The organism is Floridaenema aerugineum BLCC-F46, from assembly GCF_041929345.1.
Lineage (GTDB): Bacteria > Cyanobacteriota > Cyanobacteriia > Cyanobacteriales > Aerosakkonemataceae > Floridanema > Floridanema aerugineum.
The window spans coordinates 62,666-80,267 of record NZ_JBHFNQ010000090.1 but is presented as its reverse complement, the minus strand read 5'-3'; the positions used below and the strand labels follow the sequence as shown (position 1 = coordinate 80,267).

At 39.9% G+C, this 17,602-nt stretch carries 23 protein-coding genes; 11 read left to right on the top strand and 12 right to left on the bottom strand.

Annotated elements, in window-relative coordinates; all coding sequences use genetic code 11:
• The first annotated feature begins 23 nt into the window (after window positions 1-23).
• From ACE1CC_RS11480 to ACE1CC_RS11465, 4 genes are all read left to right on the top strand, one after another.
• Window positions 24-788 carry an FHA domain-containing protein gene (locus tag ACE1CC_RS11480; RefSeq protein ID WP_413270594.1) on the top strand — a complete coding sequence of 255 codons (765 nt, stop codon included), beginning with the start codon at window positions 24-26 and terminating at the stop codon, window positions 786-788.
• Window positions 789-818: 30 nt separating this feature from the next.
• The gene (locus ACE1CC_RS11475; protein ID WP_413270593.1) at window positions 819-1,259 is read left to right on the top strand and encodes an FHA domain-containing protein; all 441 of its coding nucleotides are present in this window, start codon (window positions 819-821) and stop codon (window positions 1,257-1,259) included.
• A gap of 204 nt (window positions 1,260-1,463) precedes the next feature.
• Window positions 1,464-3,467, top strand: a complete 2,004-nt coding sequence (locus tag ACE1CC_RS11470) for a CBS domain-containing protein (protein WP_413270675.1) — start codon at window positions 1,464-1,466, stop codon at window positions 3,465-3,467.
• Between the two features lie 391 nt (window positions 3,468-3,858).
• Window positions 3,859-4,266, top strand: coding sequence for an FHA domain-containing protein (locus ACE1CC_RS11465; protein WP_413270592.1), 408 nt, complete (start codon window positions 3,859-3,861; stop codon window positions 4,264-4,266).
• Between the two features lies 1 nt (window position 4,267).
• Here ACE1CC_RS11465 and ACE1CC_RS11460 read toward each other — a convergent pair whose 3' ends face one another.
• The gene (locus ACE1CC_RS11460) at window positions 4,268-5,005 is read right to left on the bottom strand and encodes a DUF2459 domain-containing protein (RefSeq protein ID WP_413270591.1); all 738 of its coding nucleotides are present in this window, start codon (window positions 5,003-5,005) and stop codon (window positions 4,268-4,270) included.
• 142 nt (window positions 5,006-5,147) lie between these two features.
• Between ACE1CC_RS11460 and ACE1CC_RS11455 the strand changes: the two genes are divergently transcribed.
• The 3 genes from ACE1CC_RS11455 to ACE1CC_RS11445 all read left to right on the top strand — a co-directional run bounded on the left by ACE1CC_RS11455 (window position 5,148) and on the right by ACE1CC_RS11445 (window position 7,675).
• Window positions 5,148-5,921, top strand: coding sequence for a PRC-barrel domain-containing protein (locus tag ACE1CC_RS11455; RefSeq protein ID WP_413270590.1), 774 nt, complete (start codon window positions 5,148-5,150; stop codon window positions 5,919-5,921).
• 75 nt (window positions 5,922-5,996) lie between these two features.
• Window positions 5,997-6,608 carry a Uma2 family endonuclease gene (locus ACE1CC_RS11450; RefSeq protein ID WP_413270589.1) on the top strand — a complete coding sequence of 204 codons (612 nt, stop codon included), beginning with the start codon at window positions 5,997-5,999 and terminating at the stop codon, window positions 6,606-6,608.
• A gap of 233 nt (window positions 6,609-6,841) precedes the next feature.
• On the top strand, window positions 6,842-7,675 hold the full coding sequence (locus tag ACE1CC_RS11445; RefSeq protein ID WP_413270588.1) for a hypothetical protein: 834 nt from the start codon (window positions 6,842-6,844) through the stop codon (window positions 7,673-7,675).
• Between the two features lie 47 nt (window positions 7,676-7,722).
• Here the strand turns inward: ACE1CC_RS11445 and ACE1CC_RS11440 are convergent, their stop codons facing one another.
• Window positions 7,723-8,088 (bottom strand): type II toxin -antitoxin system TacA 1-like antitoxin, encoded by a 366-nt coding sequence (locus tag ACE1CC_RS11440; RefSeq protein WP_413270587.1) that lies wholly within the window; start codon window positions 8,086-8,088, stop codon window positions 7,723-7,725.
• A 147-nt stretch (window positions 8,089-8,235) separates the two neighbouring features.
• Between ACE1CC_RS11440 and ACE1CC_RS11435 the strand changes: the two genes are divergently transcribed.
• Complete coding sequence (locus ACE1CC_RS11435) at window positions 8,236-8,982, top strand: hypothetical protein (RefSeq protein ID WP_413270586.1); 747 nt, start codon at window positions 8,236-8,238, stop codon at window positions 8,980-8,982.
• A 107-nt stretch (window positions 8,983-9,089) separates the two neighbouring features.
• On the opposite strand, the gene ACE1CC_RS11430 is transcribed toward ACE1CC_RS11435, so the two are convergent.
• The 8 genes from ACE1CC_RS11430 to bchB form a co-directional block, all read right to left on the bottom strand.
• The gene (locus ACE1CC_RS11430; protein ID WP_413270585.1) at window positions 9,090-9,665 is read right to left on the bottom strand and encodes a hypothetical protein; all 576 of its coding nucleotides are present in this window, start codon (window positions 9,663-9,665) and stop codon (window positions 9,090-9,092) included.
• A complete protein-coding gene (locus ACE1CC_RS11425) occupies window positions 9,662-10,009 on the bottom strand; it encodes a hypothetical protein (protein ID WP_413270584.1) in 348 nt (115 codons plus the stop codon). The genes ACE1CC_RS11430 and ACE1CC_RS11425 overlap by 4 nt, the downstream gene beginning before the upstream one ends.
• Before the next feature lie 79 nt (window positions 10,010-10,088).
• On the bottom strand, window positions 10,089-10,454 hold the full coding sequence (locus ACE1CC_RS11420; RefSeq protein ID WP_413270583.1) for a hypothetical protein: 366 nt from the start codon (window positions 10,452-10,454) through the stop codon (window positions 10,089-10,091).
• Between the two features lie 127 nt (window positions 10,455-10,581).
• On the bottom strand, window positions 10,582-11,022 hold the full coding sequence (locus ACE1CC_RS11415) for an MAG6450 family protein (protein ID WP_413270582.1): 441 nt from the start codon (window positions 11,020-11,022) through the stop codon (window positions 10,582-10,584).
• Window positions 11,022-11,477 carry a Panacea domain-containing protein gene (locus ACE1CC_RS11410; RefSeq protein WP_413270581.1) on the bottom strand — a complete coding sequence of 152 codons (456 nt, stop codon included), beginning with the start codon at window positions 11,475-11,477 and terminating at the stop codon, window positions 11,022-11,024. The genes ACE1CC_RS11415 and ACE1CC_RS11410 overlap by 1 nt, the downstream gene beginning before the upstream one ends.
• A gap of 107 nt (window positions 11,478-11,584) precedes the next feature.
• A complete protein-coding gene (locus tag ACE1CC_RS11405) occupies window positions 11,585-11,866 on the bottom strand; it encodes a type II toxin-antitoxin system RelE/ParE family toxin (RefSeq protein ID WP_413270580.1) in 282 nt (93 codons plus the stop codon).
• Window positions 11,863-12,084 carry a hypothetical protein gene (locus tag ACE1CC_RS11400; RefSeq protein WP_413270579.1) on the bottom strand — a complete coding sequence of 74 codons (222 nt, stop codon included), beginning with the start codon at window positions 12,082-12,084 and terminating at the stop codon, window positions 11,863-11,865. Before ACE1CC_RS11400 ends, ACE1CC_RS11405 begins: the two co-directional genes overlap by 4 nt.
• A 64-nt stretch (window positions 12,085-12,148) precedes the next feature.
• The gene (gene bchB / locus ACE1CC_RS11395; protein WP_413270578.1) at window positions 12,149-13,675 is read right to left on the bottom strand and encodes a ferredoxin:protochlorophyllide reductase (ATP-dependent) subunit B; all 1,527 of its coding nucleotides are present in this window, start codon (window positions 13,673-13,675) and stop codon (window positions 12,149-12,151) included.
• A 345-nt stretch (window positions 13,676-14,020) separates the two neighbouring features.
• Here bchB and ACE1CC_RS11390 point away from each other — a divergent pair, with 345 nt between their 5' ends.
• The 3 genes from ACE1CC_RS11390 to ACE1CC_RS11380 all read left to right on the top strand — a co-directional run bounded on the left by ACE1CC_RS11390 (window position 14,021) and on the right by ACE1CC_RS11380 (window position 15,914).
• Window positions 14,021-14,512, top strand: coding sequence for a hypothetical protein (locus ACE1CC_RS11390; RefSeq protein WP_413270577.1), 492 nt, complete (start codon window positions 14,021-14,023; stop codon window positions 14,510-14,512).
• Between the two features lie 226 nt (window positions 14,513-14,738).
• The gene (locus ACE1CC_RS11385; protein ID WP_413270576.1) at window positions 14,739-15,404 is read left to right on the top strand and encodes a metallophosphoesterase family protein; all 666 of its coding nucleotides are present in this window, start codon (window positions 14,739-14,741) and stop codon (window positions 15,402-15,404) included.
• Window positions 15,405-15,467: 63 nt separating this feature from the next.
• Window positions 15,468-15,914: a DUF29 domain-containing protein gene (locus ACE1CC_RS11380; protein ID WP_413270575.1), complete on the top strand. Its 447-nt coding sequence runs from the start codon at window positions 15,468-15,470 to the stop codon at window positions 15,912-15,914.
• Window positions 15,915-16,051: 137 nt separating this feature from the next.
• Here ACE1CC_RS11380 and rph read toward each other — a convergent pair whose 3' ends face one another.
• Both rph and ACE1CC_RS11370 read right to left on the bottom strand, forming a co-directional pair.
• Entirely contained in the window at window positions 16,052-16,798 is a 747-nt protein-coding gene (gene rph / locus ACE1CC_RS11375; protein ID WP_413270574.1) for a ribonuclease PH, read from the bottom strand.
• Window positions 16,799-16,820: 22 nt separating this feature from the next.
• A complete protein-coding gene (locus ACE1CC_RS11370; RefSeq protein ID WP_413270573.1) occupies window positions 16,821-17,384 on the bottom strand; it encodes an adenylate kinase in 564 nt (187 codons plus the stop codon).
• Window positions 17,385-17,602: the final 218 nt, after the last annotated feature.

The following is a 17,602-nucleotide window of genomic DNA, read 5'->3' as shown; positions in this document are numbered from 1 at the left end:
ATAATCTCTAGGTAAAAAACTTCATGATTGTTTGTCCAAACTGCAATCACCAAAATCCAGATGGCGCAGTACAATGCGAAGCCTGTTACACCCCCTTACCCGCGACTACTAGTTGCCCCAACTGTGGTGCGCCAGTACAAACAGATGCTAGTTTCTGTGGTCAGTGCGGTTTTAGTCTCCAGAATAAAGCAGAAGCAGAAGCCGAAGCAGAACCACAAACAGCGGCACCCCCGACAGTGGCGATCGGTTCTCATGCAGAATCTTCCCTGCCGGACTTAGCAGCACCAGATCCCTTGGTGCAAGCAGATCCCTTAGTTGTCAGTTCTTCTGTACCCGAAAGAGAAAATTTGAGTGCTGTATCAAATTTACCCCCATCTGCACCACCATTCACCCCAGTGATGGCATCCGGTAACAGCGCCACACCCAATCAAGGAAACATTGCTCCGACTCGGATTCAGCAACAAAAAGCTTTGCTGAATCATGTTCAAACTAAAACCAATATTGAATTACCACAAAATTTATCAATTATTCATTTGGGAAAACCTAATGAGCAAATTCCCCCAGATATCGACGTTTCTGGATTTCCCAATTCTGAGGTAGTTTCCAGAGTCCACGCAGATATTCGAGTTGAGGGAGATGCCTACTATATTGAAGATGTGGGAAGCTCTAACGGAACATACATTAACCATACGCCGTTGCCAAAGGGTAATCGACATCGATTGCGTTCTGGCGATCGTATTTCCCTGGGTAAGGGAGATCTTGTAACATTCTTATTTCAGCTTTCCTAGTCGATTTGACCCAGAGTTGACACTACCAATGTGATTACACTAAACCTACTACATCCGCTTCAGTCGATTCCCATTCAAAGCTGGACTTTTGAAGCAGAATCGCTGATCCGGATCGGACGTGCCACCGATAACGATGTGATTCTTTATAGCGCCGTAGTCTCCCGCTATCATGTGGAACTGCGTCGTCAAGGTTCCAATTGGGAAGTAATTAATTTGGGTGCTAATGGCACATACTTAGAGGGTAAACGCATCACTGAAGCACCGATTAAAGATGGAGTGATGATTCGCTTAGCTCGCTCAGGGCCCCAAATTCAAATCCATCTGGGAAGTTCTGGTACGAAAGATGGACAAAAGACGACTTCGCAAAAACCAGTATCAGGAGAAGCGAAGCCAAAAGAAAAGTCCAGAGATACTTTAATTTATCCCAAAGGTGAACAACAAAAAGAAGACAGCACCGAATTAGATTATTAACTCAAGTTGCTAGTTATAAGATTGAGGCTGGTATGCAAAATGTAATAAGCTGATTTAATGTGGTGATGTGGTAATCATCACATCATTTTTATCTCCATGCAGCTGAACGGCGCAGCGCCTTACTCCCTGTCTCTAAAAAGTGCCATTGACTCTCATACCGTGACAGTCACTCTGGATACTCCTGTGATTGATGTACTGCACCTGATGGCCCAGATGCGAAGTAGTTGTCCAGTAGATACTGGGTCACGATCAAAAGAAACAGATGTGAGTTCTCCACAGGCTTTCAAAAGAGCTAGTTGTGCTTTGGTGATGAAAGACTCTGAGTTAGTCGGGATATTCACCCAAAGGGATATTGTGCGGCTAACGGCGATCGGCATGAACTTCCAAGGGGTGAAAGTCGCTGAGGTGATGTCCAGTCCGGTAATTAAGCTGATCGAATCAGATTCTCAAGATATTTTTACCGCTTTGTCAGTTTTTCGTCAACATCGGATTCGCCACTTACCTGTTTTAAACTCCCAAGGTGAATTGATGGGACTGCTGACACCTAAGAGTATTCGCGCCTCCATGCAACCAGCTAATTTGTTGACGCGGTTGTGGTCTGTGGGGGATGTGATGAACACTCAGGTGATTCGCGCACCCATGACTACATCGGTTTTGCATTTAGCGCAGTTGATGGCAGAGTACAAGGTAAGTTGTGTGGTAATTACCCGGATGGAAGAGAACAAAACTTTAGAGATTGGTAATCCATTACGAAATTACATCGTACCTATGGGAATTGTCACTGAAGGGGATATTGTGCAGTTTCAGGCGCTAGAACTGAATTTATCCCAAATGCAAGCCCATGAGGTGATGAGTTCGCCACTGTTTTGTTTAAATCCTTCCGATTCATTATGGATTGCTCATCAACAGATGCAGCAGAGTCATGTCCGGCGTTTGGTAGTCACAGGTGAGCAGGGGGAGTTGTTGGGTATTGTTTCCCAAACTAGCTTGTTGAAAGTTCTCGGCGCTACGGAAATGTATGGGGTGATTGAAGATTTACAGCGAGCGGTGGACGAACGGACGACGGAATTAAGAGAAGCTAATCAAAGATTGCAGAGGGAAATTTTTTCCAGGGCGTTAGCGGAAGTAGAATTGCAAAAGGCTCATGATGATTTGAAAAGGCAGGTTGAGGAACGAACTGCTGAGTTAAAAGCGGCTAATGAGTTGCTCAAACAAGATATTGCTAAACGACAAAAGGTGGAAGAAGCTTTGCGTCGCCGAGAGGTAGAATTACAAGAACAAGCGGCTCAGTTAGAAGCTACTTTACATCAGTTGCGATCGACTCAAGCTTCCCTAATTCAAGCGGAAAAAATGTCTAGTTTGGGTCAGTTAGTGGGGGGAATTGCTCACGAAATTAATAATCCGGTTAGTTTTATTCATTGTAATTTGCCCTACGCTAGTCAGTATGCGCGAGATTTATTAGATGTGGTGCAACTTTATCAAAAGTATTATCCGCTTCCAGTGCCAGAACTTCAAGTTCGGGCTGAGGAAATTGATTTGAATTTTGTGTTGGAAGATTTGCTAAAGTTACTTAGTTCGATGCAAATTGGGGCGGAAAGAATTCGCCAGATTGTTTTGTCTTTGCGGAATTTCGCTCTGTTGGATCAAGCGGAAATGAAACCTGTGGATTTGCATGAGGGAATTGATAGTACTTTATCTCTTCTGCAAAATCGGTTGAAGGGAACTCCAGAATATCCAGGGATTTTGGTGATTAAGGAGTATGGGGATTTACCTCTGGTAGAGTGTTATCCTGGACAGCTAAATCAGGTGTTTATGAATGTGCTTAATAATGCGATCGATGCTTTGGAAAGATGCGATACTGGTCGGTGTCCTGCGCCTTGTATTCGCATTCGCACGGAGTTGCTTGAGGGTCTGGGGGAGAATGCGATCGCTAATCAATCTCGACAAAATTCTTCTCTTTCTATTGGTAAGTTTCCTTGGTTGGCAATTCGGATTCTTGATAATGGCCCCGGTATGTCTGAGGATGTTATACGTAAACTCTTCGATCCTTTTTTTACCACTAAACCAGTAGGTCAAGGAACTGGGTTAGGATTATCAATTAGTTATCAGATTGTCGTGGAAAAACACGGTGGTCAATTAAAGTGTATTTCCGCGCTAGGACAGGGTACAGAAATGGTGATTGAAATTCCTATTAGGCAAAATAAATAACTTAAAGTTGGTAGTAATATCATGTCCGGTCGATTATCGATAATGTAGAGACGTTATATATAACGTCTCTACAAGGTGTTGGAAAAAAGATATTATGACCGAGCGACCGGACATGATATTACTAGCGAACGTGATCGGAGAGTAACTGGTAATAGGTAGTAGGTAGTGGGTAATGGGATTCTTACTACCCACTATCTATAAAAGCTTCAATCTTATAACTAGCAACTTGAGTTAAATAATTGTAAGTATTCGGTTTACAGTTAGTTACATCGGAATTGGGTAACTATACTATTGCGGGAATTGTCGAACCATTCTTTAATTGATATGCTGGACATAAGCGGCGCAATGTCGTAACAATTATACACATAAATATGTTCCCAATTTTATAGCTGTGATTACTTTAAATCTGTTACATCCTAGCCAGTCTACCCCGGTTCAAAGTTGGACTTTTGACGCTGAACCTGTAATTAAGATTGGTCGTTCTAAAGAGAATGATGTGGTGGTTCTTAGCTCTGTTGTGTCTCGGAAACATATTGAGCTAGTACATAATGGTTCGGAATGGGAAATTGTTAGTTTAGGTTCCAATGGAACTTATGTGAACGATCGCCCGGTGAAAAAAACAAAAGTTAATGATGGCATGATTGTCCGTTTAGGAAATTCCGGGCCAAAAATTCAAATTCAATTAGAAGTGGGAGATCCTGATAAAGTTAACAAAAAATCTGAGTCTAAGAGATCGTCTGGAAATAGTTCAGACCCATCAAGAGATAAAATGACTTACTTAACTATTCCTCCCGAATGATTTAAGGAAGTACTGATTTTCGCTCGTTAATGCTGCATTCACAACTTCTGCCAAAATGTAGCATCACTGCTGAAGAAAGACCCGCCCATAAAGGTGTATCTACATCAGCTTTTTGTAATGCTTCAGCTGCCCAATTATTACAAGTTCTCAGTATTGAGTAACTCCCATTCGCTGCATAAAATCCACTACTAGATAAGTGACCATTGGCTATTCTAATTGGCTGATTCTGTGAATTGAATTGAAAAGTATTCTGGATAAATTGAGTTAATTTTAAGTAATCGGTTTTAGTAACTTTTACGCATTTAAGTTCTCGATTTTGGGGAAGTTCAGACAATCCTTGGACAAGAATTGTGGAAGGAGTAGGTAAAAATAGTGCTTTGACAGCAGTAATGAGATTTAATTCTGCCAGGGTAGGAGTTTGAATATAGAAATCTCGATCGCCCCAACCAAAGGTAAGATATTTGTAATTATCTGTAGCATCTTTCCCGATCGCAGAAATGTTAAGAAATTCCCGCCAATCAACTAAGTTATTGCTGACGGGAAGGACAATATTTATGTGCATTCCATCGTCGATCGCACAAACGGAATAATCACATTTTTCTTGGGTATTATTGCAGTTAATTACTGGTGTAAAATAACCAATAGCTAATAAGGTAATCAAGGAAACTTTACCAAACAAAGAATAGTAGAAAAGTTTTTTGAGACGAGTTTTTTTCTTTTCGGTTGGTGAGTTAACCATAAAATTTTTCTTAAATATAGGCATAGTTAATTAAGGTTAATCTAGTCTAGGGTAATGAATCTGATTCAAGATAGAGTAAAATTTAAGTATATTTTACTTAAAATTTTCTAGCAACCTTATTTAAGCAATTAGGAGGTAATTTATGGATACACAAGAATCAGTGATTAAGCAAAGTCAACTAATTAATCTGTTAGTGCTCGATCGCCACACCGCAGAAGAGTTAGGAAGGGTAGACCATTTATGGTTAAATACGCAAACTCATCAAGTATTAGGTTTAACTTGTAAGTCAGGTTTTTTGGGTAGCAGTAAACAACGAGTACTTTGGCAACAAATTGAATCAATTGGCGAACATAGCATTTTGGTAAATATTAACCGTGAGGAGTTTACTAATCCAGAAAAACCTGATGAAGTATATTCTTTAATTGGTCATGAAGTATGGACGGATACTGGTAGTAAGGTTGGTAAATTAGTAGATTATTTAATTGTTGCTGAAACAGGTGCGATCGTTAATTATTTGTTTACTTCTAGTGGGTGGAAGGGAATTTTAAATGGTCTTTACATTTTACCCATTTCTAAAATTCAGAGTATTGGTAGTAAGCGGTTAATTGTGGAGGAAGCAACTTTTCAAGAACCGCAATTTTATTCTGAGGGTTTGAATCAAAAAGTAGGACAGTTTAAAGAGTTGTTAAAGACAGATTTAGAGGAGACAAAGCGCCATTTTGATTCTTTGACAAAAGGGGCGCAGAGTATTGCGGAACAAGCAAAAGATAAGGCGAAAGAGTTGGGCGATCGAGCAAAAGAACAACTTTCGGAAACTCAACAAAAATCAGAAAATCCTGCTTTACCAGAAGCGCCAGAGATTATTGAAATAAAAGCTGAGTTGATAGAAGATTCTGAGGAGAAGAAAAAAGGTTGATTGGGAAAGTTGGGGGAAGTGCGATCGGCATTTCTCCCAGTAACTTGCAAAAACTAAGATTAGGAGAATTAGCTAATGACGGGAATTATCGAAGCAATGGAAAAGCGTTGCTACTCCCCAGAGGAGTATTTAGCATTGGAAGAAGCGGCGGAATCTAAAAGTGAATATTACGATGGGGAGATTGTACCGATGACGGGTGGAACTACGAATCATAACCAAATTGCACTTAATGTAAGTGTTGCTTTAAGCATTGCTTTCAAAAGAAAAGATTATCGAGTTTTTATGGGTGATGTGCGTTTGTGGATACCGAAAAAACGAAGTTACACTTATCCAGATGTGACGGTAATTGCGGGAAAACCAGAATATTTTGAGCAACGAAAGGATACTGTTACTAATCCTCAAGTAATTGTGGAGGTGTTATCTAAGTCTACTAAAGATTACGATCGAGGTGGGAAGTTTCAGTTTTATCAGACAATTCCGAGTTTTCAAGAGTATATTTTGATTGACCAAAATCAGAGGTTTATTGAACAGTTTTCTAAACAGGAAAATAAACGGTGGTCTTATTGTGTTTATGATGAGGAAGATTTGGCGTTAGTTTTTAGTTCTTTTGCGGTGGAGGTATCTTTGGAGGATATTTATGAGAAGGTTGATTTTGATGCGGAAGAAATAGAAGATGTGGGGGAGTGAATAGTTGAAATTTAACCGCAGATGAACGCAGATGAACACGGATGTAGTAAGGGGTTTTTTGTGGGGGGTGCGATCGCGCTTTTCTATTCGATCGTTTACTTTCCCTATTTGCGCTTCCATCTCAGCAATTAATCAGGTAAAATAGCTCAAAAATAAAGAAACCATCCGCAAATTTTCCGAACCGCTGATGGCTTCTTAAGATATTAAAAAATCATCCTTAAAGGACGATCATCATGTCTAATTGTAAAGCAAAAACTGGCTCTGGTAAACCAAATTTAAAAGCTGGGCAAATTATTCGGTTAAACTACAAAGGACGGGACTTTGAGAGCATTATCATTGACCCCGATGGATTGGGGAAGAATCAACCTACCATCGGTTTAGGTTTTCGGATGATGGAACGGTATATGGGGATCAATCACGCTACGCTATCAAATCGATGGGTGGTTGCAAGTGAGGGGGTAGAGTGGCTAAAACTACCATCTGGTAAGACTTTCAGGGTGGTTACAACTGACGGAGAAGATGGGAACCTCTACAAAGTTATTGAAGCAAGTGATTGGACGCAGATAGCAGTGGATCTGCTCGTCCATCCCGGACGCACGAGTAAAAACACTCTGGAAAAATTAGGTGATTTTCTTAATTGGTTTGCAGCAGAAGGACTCTACGCGCAAGCTTATACTGCGATTAAAAGAGTTTATTCTTATGATGATTCTCTTAGTTTACGGCGTTGGCGAGAGGAGAGAGAGTTGGGGAAACCTCGCCGCAAAACTTATGCGGAATATATTCAGGAAAAGTCTCCTAATCAACAGGGTTATTGGACAAATGTTGTCTACCTGGGATTGTTTAATCTGAAAGCTGCGGAAATGAAAGAAATCTGGAAGTTGGTAGCAGGTAAAAAGACGATCGCTCGTAATTATATTCCCGAAGCAGTTGGGTTGAAAATTGTCACTTACTGTGAGAAGTGGGTAGTAGAAATGGATTTGGAAAATTTGGGAGAATGTCATCAGGAAGCGATTCGATTAGCGCGGCGGAAGTTTGCGCGGGAGTTAAAGTGCGGTAACGAGAGTTAGTTGGAGTTGGGGGAAGGATGTGCGATCGCATTTTTCCCTTCTCTTAGCTAAACTCTTCTAAGATCCTTTTCTTTGTTATGTTTGATAGCTGCTTTGAGTCTAGGGTTGAGTTCTGGGGGATTTGCAATTGCTGAGGTAACAATTTCCCAGTCTTTTTCGGGAAGTGCGATCGCTTCTGGTTGCAAGGGTATTTCTTCTGCTAATGGTTTTGCTTTTCTTTCGGCAATTTCTTGTTTAGCACGTCGCGCCGCATTAATTAGTTGCTGTTGTGTTTTCTTAAAAGATTTATCCCATTTCCTCTCATCTTCTAAATCAGCAATATATTCTCGTAAATGTTCGGCTACTTGTTCTTGTAATGTTTCCGGTAAAGATTCCATCATAGCGATGACGCTAGTAATTGCTGGAGATGACATAAATAGAATCCTCTAATAATAGACGAACCTACTCTAATTAATCTACCTTTATGTTACCAATTTTTCTGGAAGCTAAAAGACACACACTCAATTTTAATTTGAGTATAATTATGTTTAGCTGTTGTCAAAAAATTAGGGGTAATTATAATGCAGGAAATTCGTAATTTGTTTAAGAATGATTTGGAAGAATCTTTATTACTAGCGCATAGCCTAAGTGCAATGTTATCCTTGGGGCAGGTTCAAATTGCAGAAATTATTTCAAAAAACTTAGATTCTGGATCTAAATACATAATACCTTCTTGTAACCAATCTGATTTTTACCTAGCTGTTTTACATCAAACGTCTTATGGAGATATTTTGGGAACTTATTGCGCTCACCCAGGAGCAGTAGAAGAAATGATTCATGCTAGGTTAATTCAAAGGTGGTATGAATTTCTGAGTCAAGTATTTGAGAAGATATTAGATGATCACTTTTCGGGTATATCAAATTATAATAAAAGGGTTTCTATTGAGATTGATTTAAAATTTCTTACTGATACCAAAGAAAATTTGGTTACAAATCTTAAAGAGCGTTCGGTAGAATCATTTCGATTTTTAAAGGCTAAAGAACAAGTGAAAAAAATCGAAACTCTCCTCGATCATAAAATCCCAGGCGAATTAGGACAGTCTATAAACAAACATATTACTGTGAGGAATATATTTCAACATAATAAGGGAGTTGTTCGTGATGATGATTTAAACTTTCTTGGCTTACAAGGAAATGGAATCACTATTTTTCATAGCTCGACTAACCCTCTATTAGTTAAACCTGGGGAAAAAATTATTCTGACATTTTATGAGTTACTCAAGGTGGGCCATGATTTATGTCAAGCTGCTACTTTCTTAATTCCTTAAGAACTAGGAAGCAGTGGCTTGTCTATTTCCATTAATCGTGAAAACTGAGGAGAGAATATTATGTTTCTCCTCTCTTGAGAGAAAGAATTCATCTATTATGTAAAATTTTACTGAAACAAAGAGTTAGCCCACGCGATAATTTCTGGTTCAGTATTAGCTTTGTCTTCAGAGAACCGCATTGCATCTTTGAACACCCATTGCCCATCTTGATAAGCGTAATTTGCCTGTATATACATCGTACCTGGTACAATCTTTCCATTAGCGTACCAGTTAATGTAATATCTAGCTACTGCAATGTAGGGCGAAACAATTGAATCAGACTTTTTGATATCGAATGACTGTTTTCCAGCATATTCAGCAGTGTATACATAAGTTTGGTCTGAGTAAGTTTTGCTTCTCTTCTCCTTGAGTTTTGGACTTATACGCTCTATGTCTTCTTTGAGCTTTTGTTCAAAACGTTCCCGAACAATTTTAGGATCATTGGCATCTTCTTGCGCTACAGGAGTTTGAACATTAGTAACAGGTGGAACAGTAGGAACAGGCGTTTGTGTAGATGTAGGAACAGGCGTTTGTGTAGATGTAGATGATAAATTCGGTGATTTTTCTCCACAACCTGCAATAAATTGAACAAGAAGTAAAATTATAAGACCGATGGAATTGAAATATTTTTTTGTACCATTCATAAAGCAGCTTCCAATTCGTTAGGGTTGCTAACAATTTTGCGTAGCGATTCGCTGAAGTAAAGAACTTCGTAGTTAGGAGCTAGTTCTTTTCGTAACTGCTTCCAAAGATTAATTCCTTCTTGCTCAAAGGCTTCTTCAGCATTATAGATAACAGAAACTTCTGAGTGATTTGGCTCATCCAAATTTAAAAAAGCCTCGTACTCTTCTACCCATTTATCTAAACGCTTAATAGTGTCTGGACTCAGATTCAATATTGTTGGATCAATGTTACCAACCTTATCATCATCTTCCCACCATAGCGGATCACATCCGTAATCAGCCATTAGTTTAATTTTGATTGACATAATTATTCCTCCTATAGTAGATTCCGCCCTTACAAAAATAGTTGTTATGCGCTTTGAAGGACGGAATCGGGATCATGACCTAATCAGAAACTGGATTTGCACCAACAATGTAACCATTATCAGAGACACTCACAGCAACGTAGTGAATTCGATCATTAAACATGACCTTATATATTTCTCTGGGAAGTTCCCTCCTTCTTGTTTGATAACGAACAAATTGACCTTGTATCACAGCAGCAAGTACAACATCTGGAATCTGCTCTTGCGAAATTCCGCGTTTAGCAAAATCGGCTTCGTGCTTCTCCAAGATGTGGACTAAACCACTACCTCTTAACCCTGATTTACCCTTCTCCAAAAAGACTATCTTGCCGTCAGACGTTTTGCCTATCCGAACAATGTCTTCTTGGTTGTGCTTTACCCCGGCTTGCTGAAGAGTAGCAATCATAGCTATCTCCTCATCTTCAGGCGGCACGGAGACCAAGGCAGAGTGGTGTGATTTTGGCATATTGGGTTACTTATATAGAAGTCAAATATATGACATAAGATTAGCCCTTATACTAAGAGTTTGTCAATCACCCTGGACAAACACTATGATCGCGATCGAACCACACAATATAGTAAATTGAACCTACACGAAAACCAAAAATACGCTTTCTTTCATCAACCCGCATTTCTGAAAGTTTTACATCATCGCTGATACTTTCAGGTAACTTTGGATGATTAGTAATTAACTTATATCCGCAACCAACAGAACCACCCCTTTGTTTTGAACCTTGGCTTTTTATTTGTGCCCATGTATATCTCTTTATTTTTTTAAGTGCCCGGATCAAATCATCAATTTCTGATGAGTTCCACTGCGATAAACACCAGCGGTTTTGATCGGTATGTTCAAACCTAAAACTGGGGTGTTGTTCGTCTGCGTTCTCTGAACCTGTTGGATGAGTTAAAGCTGATTCAGGGATTCGCCGTGACGAACTTCCACCTGTAGGTTTTTTAATCTTAGACTTTCCCACTACTCCTCCAAGAAAGAGGCGTAATAAGTTTTCATATCTTCATGGGAAATCTCATTGGATGATTTTTCGGCAGGATTTAAACCATTACGAGCATTAATCCAAGGATCTTCTGAATGAGTCAAATTTTCAAGTCGTTTGGCACTTAATTCACCATAAGCATTCCAAACTTCTTCGAGAACTTCTATTTCATCTTCTTCAAATTCTGGCAATTCTTCTTTCGGTTCGGGAATCGATCCATGTTGATAGTCTTTATAATTATCCCAAACTTCATATATTGCAGGCCCATGAATCCAAGCTTGAATTTTCTCAGGAAAAAGTGGTTTATCTCTCAATACCAAACTCCAAGCTTGTGCATAATAAACCAATTTTTGCAGTTTTAGTGGGGAGATTGTATCACCGACATCTCGATCGACACGGTACAAGAAATAACGCGCAATATCTAAAGCACTTTTCATCGTCTAAACCTTCAAATGTACAGTTAACAAGTTTAAAATTACTGCTTCATACTCCTATTATTCTAACAAATATTTGATTGTGAATTTAGGCGATCGCACTAGTATTTTTAATATACCTCATCGTGAGAACCGATATCTATTAAAACTATTAGTTCTTCACCAGACTCTTCATCTGTAACCAAAGAAAAGATTATTCGGCAATTATATTCAACCCAACAAGCCCAAAGTCCATCCAAATTTCCTCGCAGTTTATGAGATTTGAGTGAAGGGGAAAAAGGATCTGCATCCAAAACTTCTAAAACCTCAAAAATTTTCTCTTGCATTTGAGGGTTTTTGCGAACCAGACGTTTGAATGCTCGACGAAAGCTGTTATCCCAAACTAGTGTCATTCTTCACCCAATAAATCTGCTTTAATATCTGCTAATGTTCCACGTTTAGCTGTTCCTGATTTTAGCGCTGTTAAAGTTTGATTAGCATTTTCAGCAATCTCTGCCCGTCGCTTTTCTATGCGCCGCTTTTGGATGAGTTCAATTAATAAATCTTGATCTTCTGGAGAGAGTTCTTCAACGTATTCAATCAGGGTTTGAAATGTAACAGAGTTATTCATTATTTTAGCGTTCAAAGCTTTAATACTAGCAAGGTGGGCATTGCACCCACCCTACTATTATAATCTACGCACCAACAGCTTCTTTCGCTGCATACATTACTTCAACAGTAATCTGCGAAATGTTTCTTTCACGGGCAAACTTTTCGGTATTTCGCTTCACTTTCCCTCGGACAAAACCAGGAACTTTATTCAATTCTCCCTGTGCTTCTTTCGTCCAACCTAAGTCGGAATCAGCAGAAATTCCTTTGGTAATTACTTCTTTGGTATCATGTCCGCCGAAGATTTCTAAGAGGTGATCTTCCATTCCCAAGGTGAAGGAATTGTAGATTAAATCAACTATTTGATTTGTGCCTTCGTAACCGACGAAAGGTTTGTAGCCGATCGGGAAGTTTTGAATGTGAATTGGTGATGCGATTACGCCGCAGGGTATATCTAAACGTTTACCGACGTGGCGTTCCATTTGGGTGCCGAAAATTGCTGCGGGTTCTACTCTGGCGATCGCATCTCCGATCGCACCATTGTCATCACTAATAATCACTTCATCGCAATATTCGCTAACTTGTTCCCGGAACCAATCAGCATCATATTTACAATAAGTTCCCGCCCAAACTACATGAATTCCCATCTCACGAGCGAGAATTTTCGTAATAGCAGCAGCGTGGGTATTATCACCAAATACAACCGCTTTTTTCCCAGTTAAATTCTGACAGTCAATGGAACGAGAAAACCAAGCAGCTTGGGAAACATACAAGGTTTGTTGGTTGATGAATTCTTCGTAATCAACTTCCCCACCTTGGGCATTAATTACTTGTTGAATTTTGCGGATACAACGCGCCGTTTCTACCACTCCCATTGGGGTGATATCTATATAAGGTGTGCCAAATTCTTGTTCTAAATACTTAGCTGCCATTAACCCAACTTCCCGATAAGGAACTAAGTTAAACCACGCTTTCGGCAGATTTTTTAAGTTCAGAACGGAAGCACCTTCGGGAATTACTTGGTTAACTTCAATTCCCAAATCAGCCATTAACTTTTTCAGTTCCATGCAATCATGTTGATTGTGGAAACCTAGCGTTGTCATGCCAATAATATTTACCGATGGTTTTTCGGTTTTACCTTCGGGAAGATTGCCTTGTTTCCGCGCTTTCTCTATATAATATTGGACGATTTGATGCAAAGTGCGATCGGCTGCTTGCAGTTCATTCACGCGATAATGATTTACATCCGCTAACATCACATCGCCTTTCGCTTCAATCTGGGCGCGATCGACAAAATTCTGCAAATCTTCCTGTAAAATACTAGAAGTACAAGTCGGAGTTAACACGATCAAATCTGGGCGTTCTTCCTGATCTTTGCGGGTAATATTATCAACTACCCTTTCTTGGGAACCTCTAGCTAAAACGTGACGATCGACAATACTAGCAGTCACAGGTGTAAAATCTCTTTCCCGTTCTAACATCGATCGCATCACATTAAAATAATCATCCCCCAAAGGCGCGTGCATAATCGCATGAACATTTTTGAACGAACTAGCAATCCGTAAAGTGCCAATATGTGCGGGACCTGCATACATCCAGTAAGCTAATTTCATAGTGTTCTTCCTTATCCTGACAATCGAAAGATAATTGCTTGATTATCAAATCGTTTCTGATTCTCTCAGAGATACACCCTTTTATGGAGTAGGTAATATTGCGGGTTTTGTTGGGTTTGCGATCGCTCAAATGCTTTTCCTGCCTGGAATTTAGCGGAAATTAAAACAACATTTTTGTTGTTTTAGAGCAATAAATCTTTATGTTTTAGTAAAATTTTGCAAACCTTTCTTTGGCACAAATTACCCTAAAAGTCAACCAAATTTAGCCATTCGTAATTACCCAAAAAGCTGAACCTTTTGGAAAGTAGTCACGTCTAAAAGTGCAGTTTTTGTATTTGGGTAACTATGAACACAAAATTAATTGCACTTTTGGGAACAACCGCCACATTATTTATGTCTACAGCTTGGGTAAATGTAGCTGAAGCACAACCCGCATCGACCACTTCCGATCAACAGCTAATTTTAGCTCAAGGAAAAAGAAATCGACTCAATTTGACTGACGAGCAAAGAACTCAAATGCGCCAAATTCGGGAAGCGACTCGCCAACAAATTGAAAACGTTCTCACCCAAGAACAGAAAGACAAATTGCGTGCAGCCAGAGAACAAAGAAGACAAGAAAGAGGACAACAACAAGCTCAACAAGGTGGTCAACGTCGCGGTCAACGCGGTCAACTTTGGTCTACACTAAATCTCACCTCGGAACAACAAGCACAAATTCAACGCATTCGTCAGGAGTCTCGCCAAAAAATGCAAGCTGTTTTAACTCCTGAGCAACAACAACAAATGCAACAAATGCGCCAAAATCGTCAAAATCGTCCTCAACAACAACCTCAGTAAACTTCAGATCCCCGACTTCTTGAAGAAGTCGGGGATCTAGTTAGCCTTTATTCGTAGGGTGCGTTAACTAAGCGTGTAACGCACCATTCCACTATATATAATAGTGTCAATGCGTAAGTCCTATAATTATTGAGGCAGCAAGGAAGCAGAGGAGAGAATTACAGCAAATTTCTCCTCTTTCCATATTGACTCAGAAATTCGCTAGATCTAGCCCTACGAAGAAGCTATGAGCCTAAACAAAGAACTGAATATTATCGGTGTAATCGGTGATGTCCATGCAGAGGATAAATTTCTAGACAAAGCCGTGCATTTTTTGAAATCAAAAAATGTTGAAAAAATTGTTTGCGTCGGAGATATTGTTGATGGCTTAGGGGACGTTAATGAATGCTGTAATACTCTAATGCGTGAAGAAATTTTGGTCGTTTCAGGAAATCACGATCGATGGTTATTGAAAAATGAGATGCGCTCTCTAAAAGAGGCTACACAGTTAGATTCGCTTTCGGAGTTTTCCCAGTCGTTTCTATTCTCTCTTCCTTCAACTCTTGACTTCTCTACGCCTCATGGTTTAGCACTTTTGTGTCACGGTCTGGGAAAAAATGATATGGTCCGACTAACTCCTGATGATTATGGGTACGCTATTGATGTCAATACAGATTTGCAAAACTTGATTAGAGAGCAAAAATATAAATATGTTATCAATGGTCATACGCATTACAAAATGGTACGAAACTTTAGCAAGTTGACTATTATAAATGCTGGGACGTTAAAGCACGGGCATGAACCTGGTTTTTTATTGATTGATTTTGTCCAGCAGTTTGTACAATTCTACAAATTTTTTGCAGGCTTTATGATTGAGGATGCAGAAAGAGTCAGTTTAACAACGATAAGATAAAGAATTCAGAAGTACAGCTATTTTTTAACCGCAAAGGACGCAAAGGGCGCGAAGAAGGAAAATATGCCAACTTTACAAGATTGGGAATGGTTAGCGGCGAGTTCGGAATATCAAACTGCTGTCTTAGTTCAGCAACTTTTGGAAGAGGGAAAGTTGATGGAAGCAAATCAGGGACTCTACACTTTAATCGAATCAATGGGTAAATCGAAAAAGTTGGCAACGATCAGTCAGTTAACTAGATTGATGGCTCATATCATTAAATGGAAATGTCAACCAGAGATGCGTAGTTCTAGTTGGAGTATTACCATTCGTTCTGCTCGTCTAGAAATCGCCGATATTCAAGAGGAAGTTCCGAGTTTGAATCGTAATTATATAGAGTCTATTTGGCAAAAATGTTTCAAAAGAGCGCTAAAAGATGCCGAAGATGAAATGGGGAAAAGTTGTGAGTTAACTTCTCTTTCTTGGGAAGATGTGTTTGAGGAAGATTACACCTTTTTTAAACCAAATTGAGTCATTTGTACACTGGAAAATTGCCTCAAAAAATTTTATCTTTTTACCCCTTGCTATTAGTTGATTTTTTTGCTATTATTTGACTCATAATGGAAAAGGTGCGCCCATATAACCCCCCTCCCAAAGTGAAATGCCCTCTACACAAGCACTTCAGACTTAGGTAAGGAAAGATTCAAGGTTTCCCGCTGCATTTCTAAGAGGTCACGAATACCTTTTTCGGCGAAATCGAGTAACTGATTTAGTTGAGGACGACTGAAAAACCCATGTTCAGCGGTTCCCTGAAGTTCAATCATGGAGAGGTTTTCATTCATTACCACGTTAAAATCAACCTCAGCGGCGACATCTTCAGGATAGTTGAGGTCGAGGAAAGGTTCACCTTGCAGGAGTCCGACAGAGATAGCGGCGACTTGGTGAATAATTGGCGATCGCTCTAGCGATCCTTCATTTAATAGTTTAGCGATCGCATCAGCCAAAGCCACAAATCCCCCAGTAATCGCCGTCGTTCGCGTTCCCGCATCTGCTTGTAAAACATCAGCATCAACAAGAATTGTTCGCTCACCCAAAACATTTAAATCCAAAGCCGCCCTTAAAGAACGACCAATCAACCTTTGAATTTCCTGAGTTCTTCCCGAAAGTTTCAAAAATTCCCGTTCTTGACGTTGGGGAGTTGCACCCGGAAGCATTCGATATTCCGCAGTTAACCACCCCTGACCCTTACCTTCTAAAAACTTAGGCACGCTTTCTTGCACGCTCACAGTACAAAGAACTTGTGTATCGCCGCAGTGAGTCAACACCGAACCGGAAGCGAAACGAGTAAAATTGTGTTCAAACCGAATCGGACGTAATTGATAAGGTTGTCTACCATCAGGACGTTGCCAAGACATCGCACTTGCCTCGAAATTTAAACTAGGATACAGCAGTTTGACTAATTCTTTTTAATATACGTTGCTGCACTTGTTCGGGAGTTTGCACACCATCGATCAATAACAGCCTTTCGCGATAACCGTAGTAATCCAAAATCGGAATCGTTCGTTCTTGGAATAATTGAATTCGCCGCTGGATAATTTCTGGTTGGTCGTCACTAAGTCCCCGCTTTAAACAACGAAATTCTAACACCGACTGGGGTACATCTAACCAAATTGCCCAATTTAGCTGTTGTCCCAAATCTGTTAACAGAAAATCTAACTCTTCTGCTTGAAAAGCTGTTCGCGGATAACCATCAAGTACCCATCCCTTAGCAACATCAGATAATAACAGCCTTTGGCGCATAAATTCAATCATAATCTGATCGGGTACGAGTTCGCCCTTTTCCACAAATGCTTGCGCTTGCTTACCTAATGGGGTTACAGTGGCGATCGCATCCCGCAAAATATCCCCTGTGGAAATCCAAGGGATAGATAAATTAGAAGATAGTCTTTGCGCTTGGGTTCTTTTCCCCGCACCTGCACCCCCTAAAATTATTAATCTCACAGCACAACTTCTCCCCAAAACTGCCCTAAAAAATCGACATTAGCTTAACATTTAATTTACTCTGGGATTTTACTACTAATGATAGATGTCTAGTTAAGCTGTAGGGTGCGTCAGAACCGAAAATTTTGCAGCTAATCAGTAAATTCAACCTTCTGACGCACCCTACGACTTGACTGGAAAGGTTAAGCTGTAGGGTGCGTCAGAACCGAAAATTCTGC

Excerpts from the sequence above, each read along its gene's own strand:
- ACE1CC_RS11455 (WP_413270590.1), top strand. The coding sequence starts at position 5,148 with ATGGATACACAAGAATCAGTGATTAAGCAAAGTCAACTAATTAATCTG.
- ACE1CC_RS11385 (WP_413270576.1), top strand. The coding sequence starts at position 14,739 with ATGAGCCTAAACAAAGAACTGAATATTATCGGTGTAATCGGTGATGTC.
- ACE1CC_RS11440 (WP_413270587.1), bottom strand. The coding sequence starts at position 8,088 with ATGTCATCTCCAGCAATTACTAGCGTCATCGCTATGATGGAATCTTTA.
- ACE1CC_RS11400 (WP_413270579.1), bottom strand. The coding sequence starts at position 12,084 with ATGAATAACTCTGTTACATTTCAAACCCTGATTGAATACGTTGAAGAA.
- rph (WP_413270574.1), bottom strand. The coding sequence starts at position 16,798 with ATGTCTTGGCAACGTCCTGATGGTAGACAACCTTATCAATTACGTCCG.
- ACE1CC_RS11390 (WP_413270577.1), top strand. The coding sequence starts at position 14,021 with ATGAACACAAAATTAATTGCACTTTTGGGAACAACCGCCACATTATTT.
- ACE1CC_RS11470 (WP_413270675.1), top strand. The coding sequence starts at position 1,464 with ATGGCCCAGATGCGAAGTAGTTGTCCAGTAGATACTGGGTCACGATCA.
- ACE1CC_RS11420 (WP_413270583.1), bottom strand. The coding sequence starts at position 10,454 with ATGATTGCTACTCTTCAGCAAGCCGGGGTAAAGCACAACCAAGAAGAC.
- ACE1CC_RS11405 (WP_413270580.1), bottom strand. The coding sequence starts at position 11,866 with ATGACACTAGTTTGGGATAACAGCTTTCGTCGAGCATTCAAACGTCTG.
- ACE1CC_RS11435 (WP_413270586.1), top strand. The coding sequence starts at position 8,236 with ATGCAGGAAATTCGTAATTTGTTTAAGAATGATTTGGAAGAATCTTTA.
- ACE1CC_RS11450 (WP_413270589.1), top strand. The coding sequence starts at position 5,997 with ATGACGGGAATTATCGAAGCAATGGAAAAGCGTTGCTACTCCCCAGAG.
- ACE1CC_RS11480 (WP_413270594.1), top strand. The coding sequence starts at position 24 with ATGATTGTTTGTCCAAACTGCAATCACCAAAATCCAGATGGCGCAGTA.
- ACE1CC_RS11410 (WP_413270581.1), bottom strand. The coding sequence starts at position 11,477 with ATGAAAAGTGCTTTAGATATTGCGCGTTATTTCTTGTACCGTGTCGAT.
- ACE1CC_RS11380 (WP_413270575.1), top strand. The coding sequence starts at position 15,468 with ATGCCAACTTTACAAGATTGGGAATGGTTAGCGGCGAGTTCGGAATAT.
- bchB (WP_413270578.1), bottom strand. The coding sequence starts at position 13,675 with ATGAAATTAGCTTACTGGATGTATGCAGGTCCCGCACATATTGGCACT.
- ACE1CC_RS11460 (WP_413270591.1), bottom strand. The coding sequence starts at position 5,005 with ATGGTTAACTCACCAACCGAAAAGAAAAAAACTCGTCTCAAAAAACTT.
- ACE1CC_RS11425 (WP_413270584.1), bottom strand. The coding sequence starts at position 10,009 with ATGTCAATCAAAATTAAACTAATGGCTGATTACGGATGTGATCCGCTA.
- ACE1CC_RS11430 (WP_413270585.1), bottom strand. The coding sequence starts at position 9,665 with ATGAATGGTACAAAAAAATATTTCAATTCCATCGGTCTTATAATTTTA.
- ACE1CC_RS11445 (WP_413270588.1), top strand. The coding sequence starts at position 6,842 with ATGTCTAATTGTAAAGCAAAAACTGGCTCTGGTAAACCAAATTTAAAA.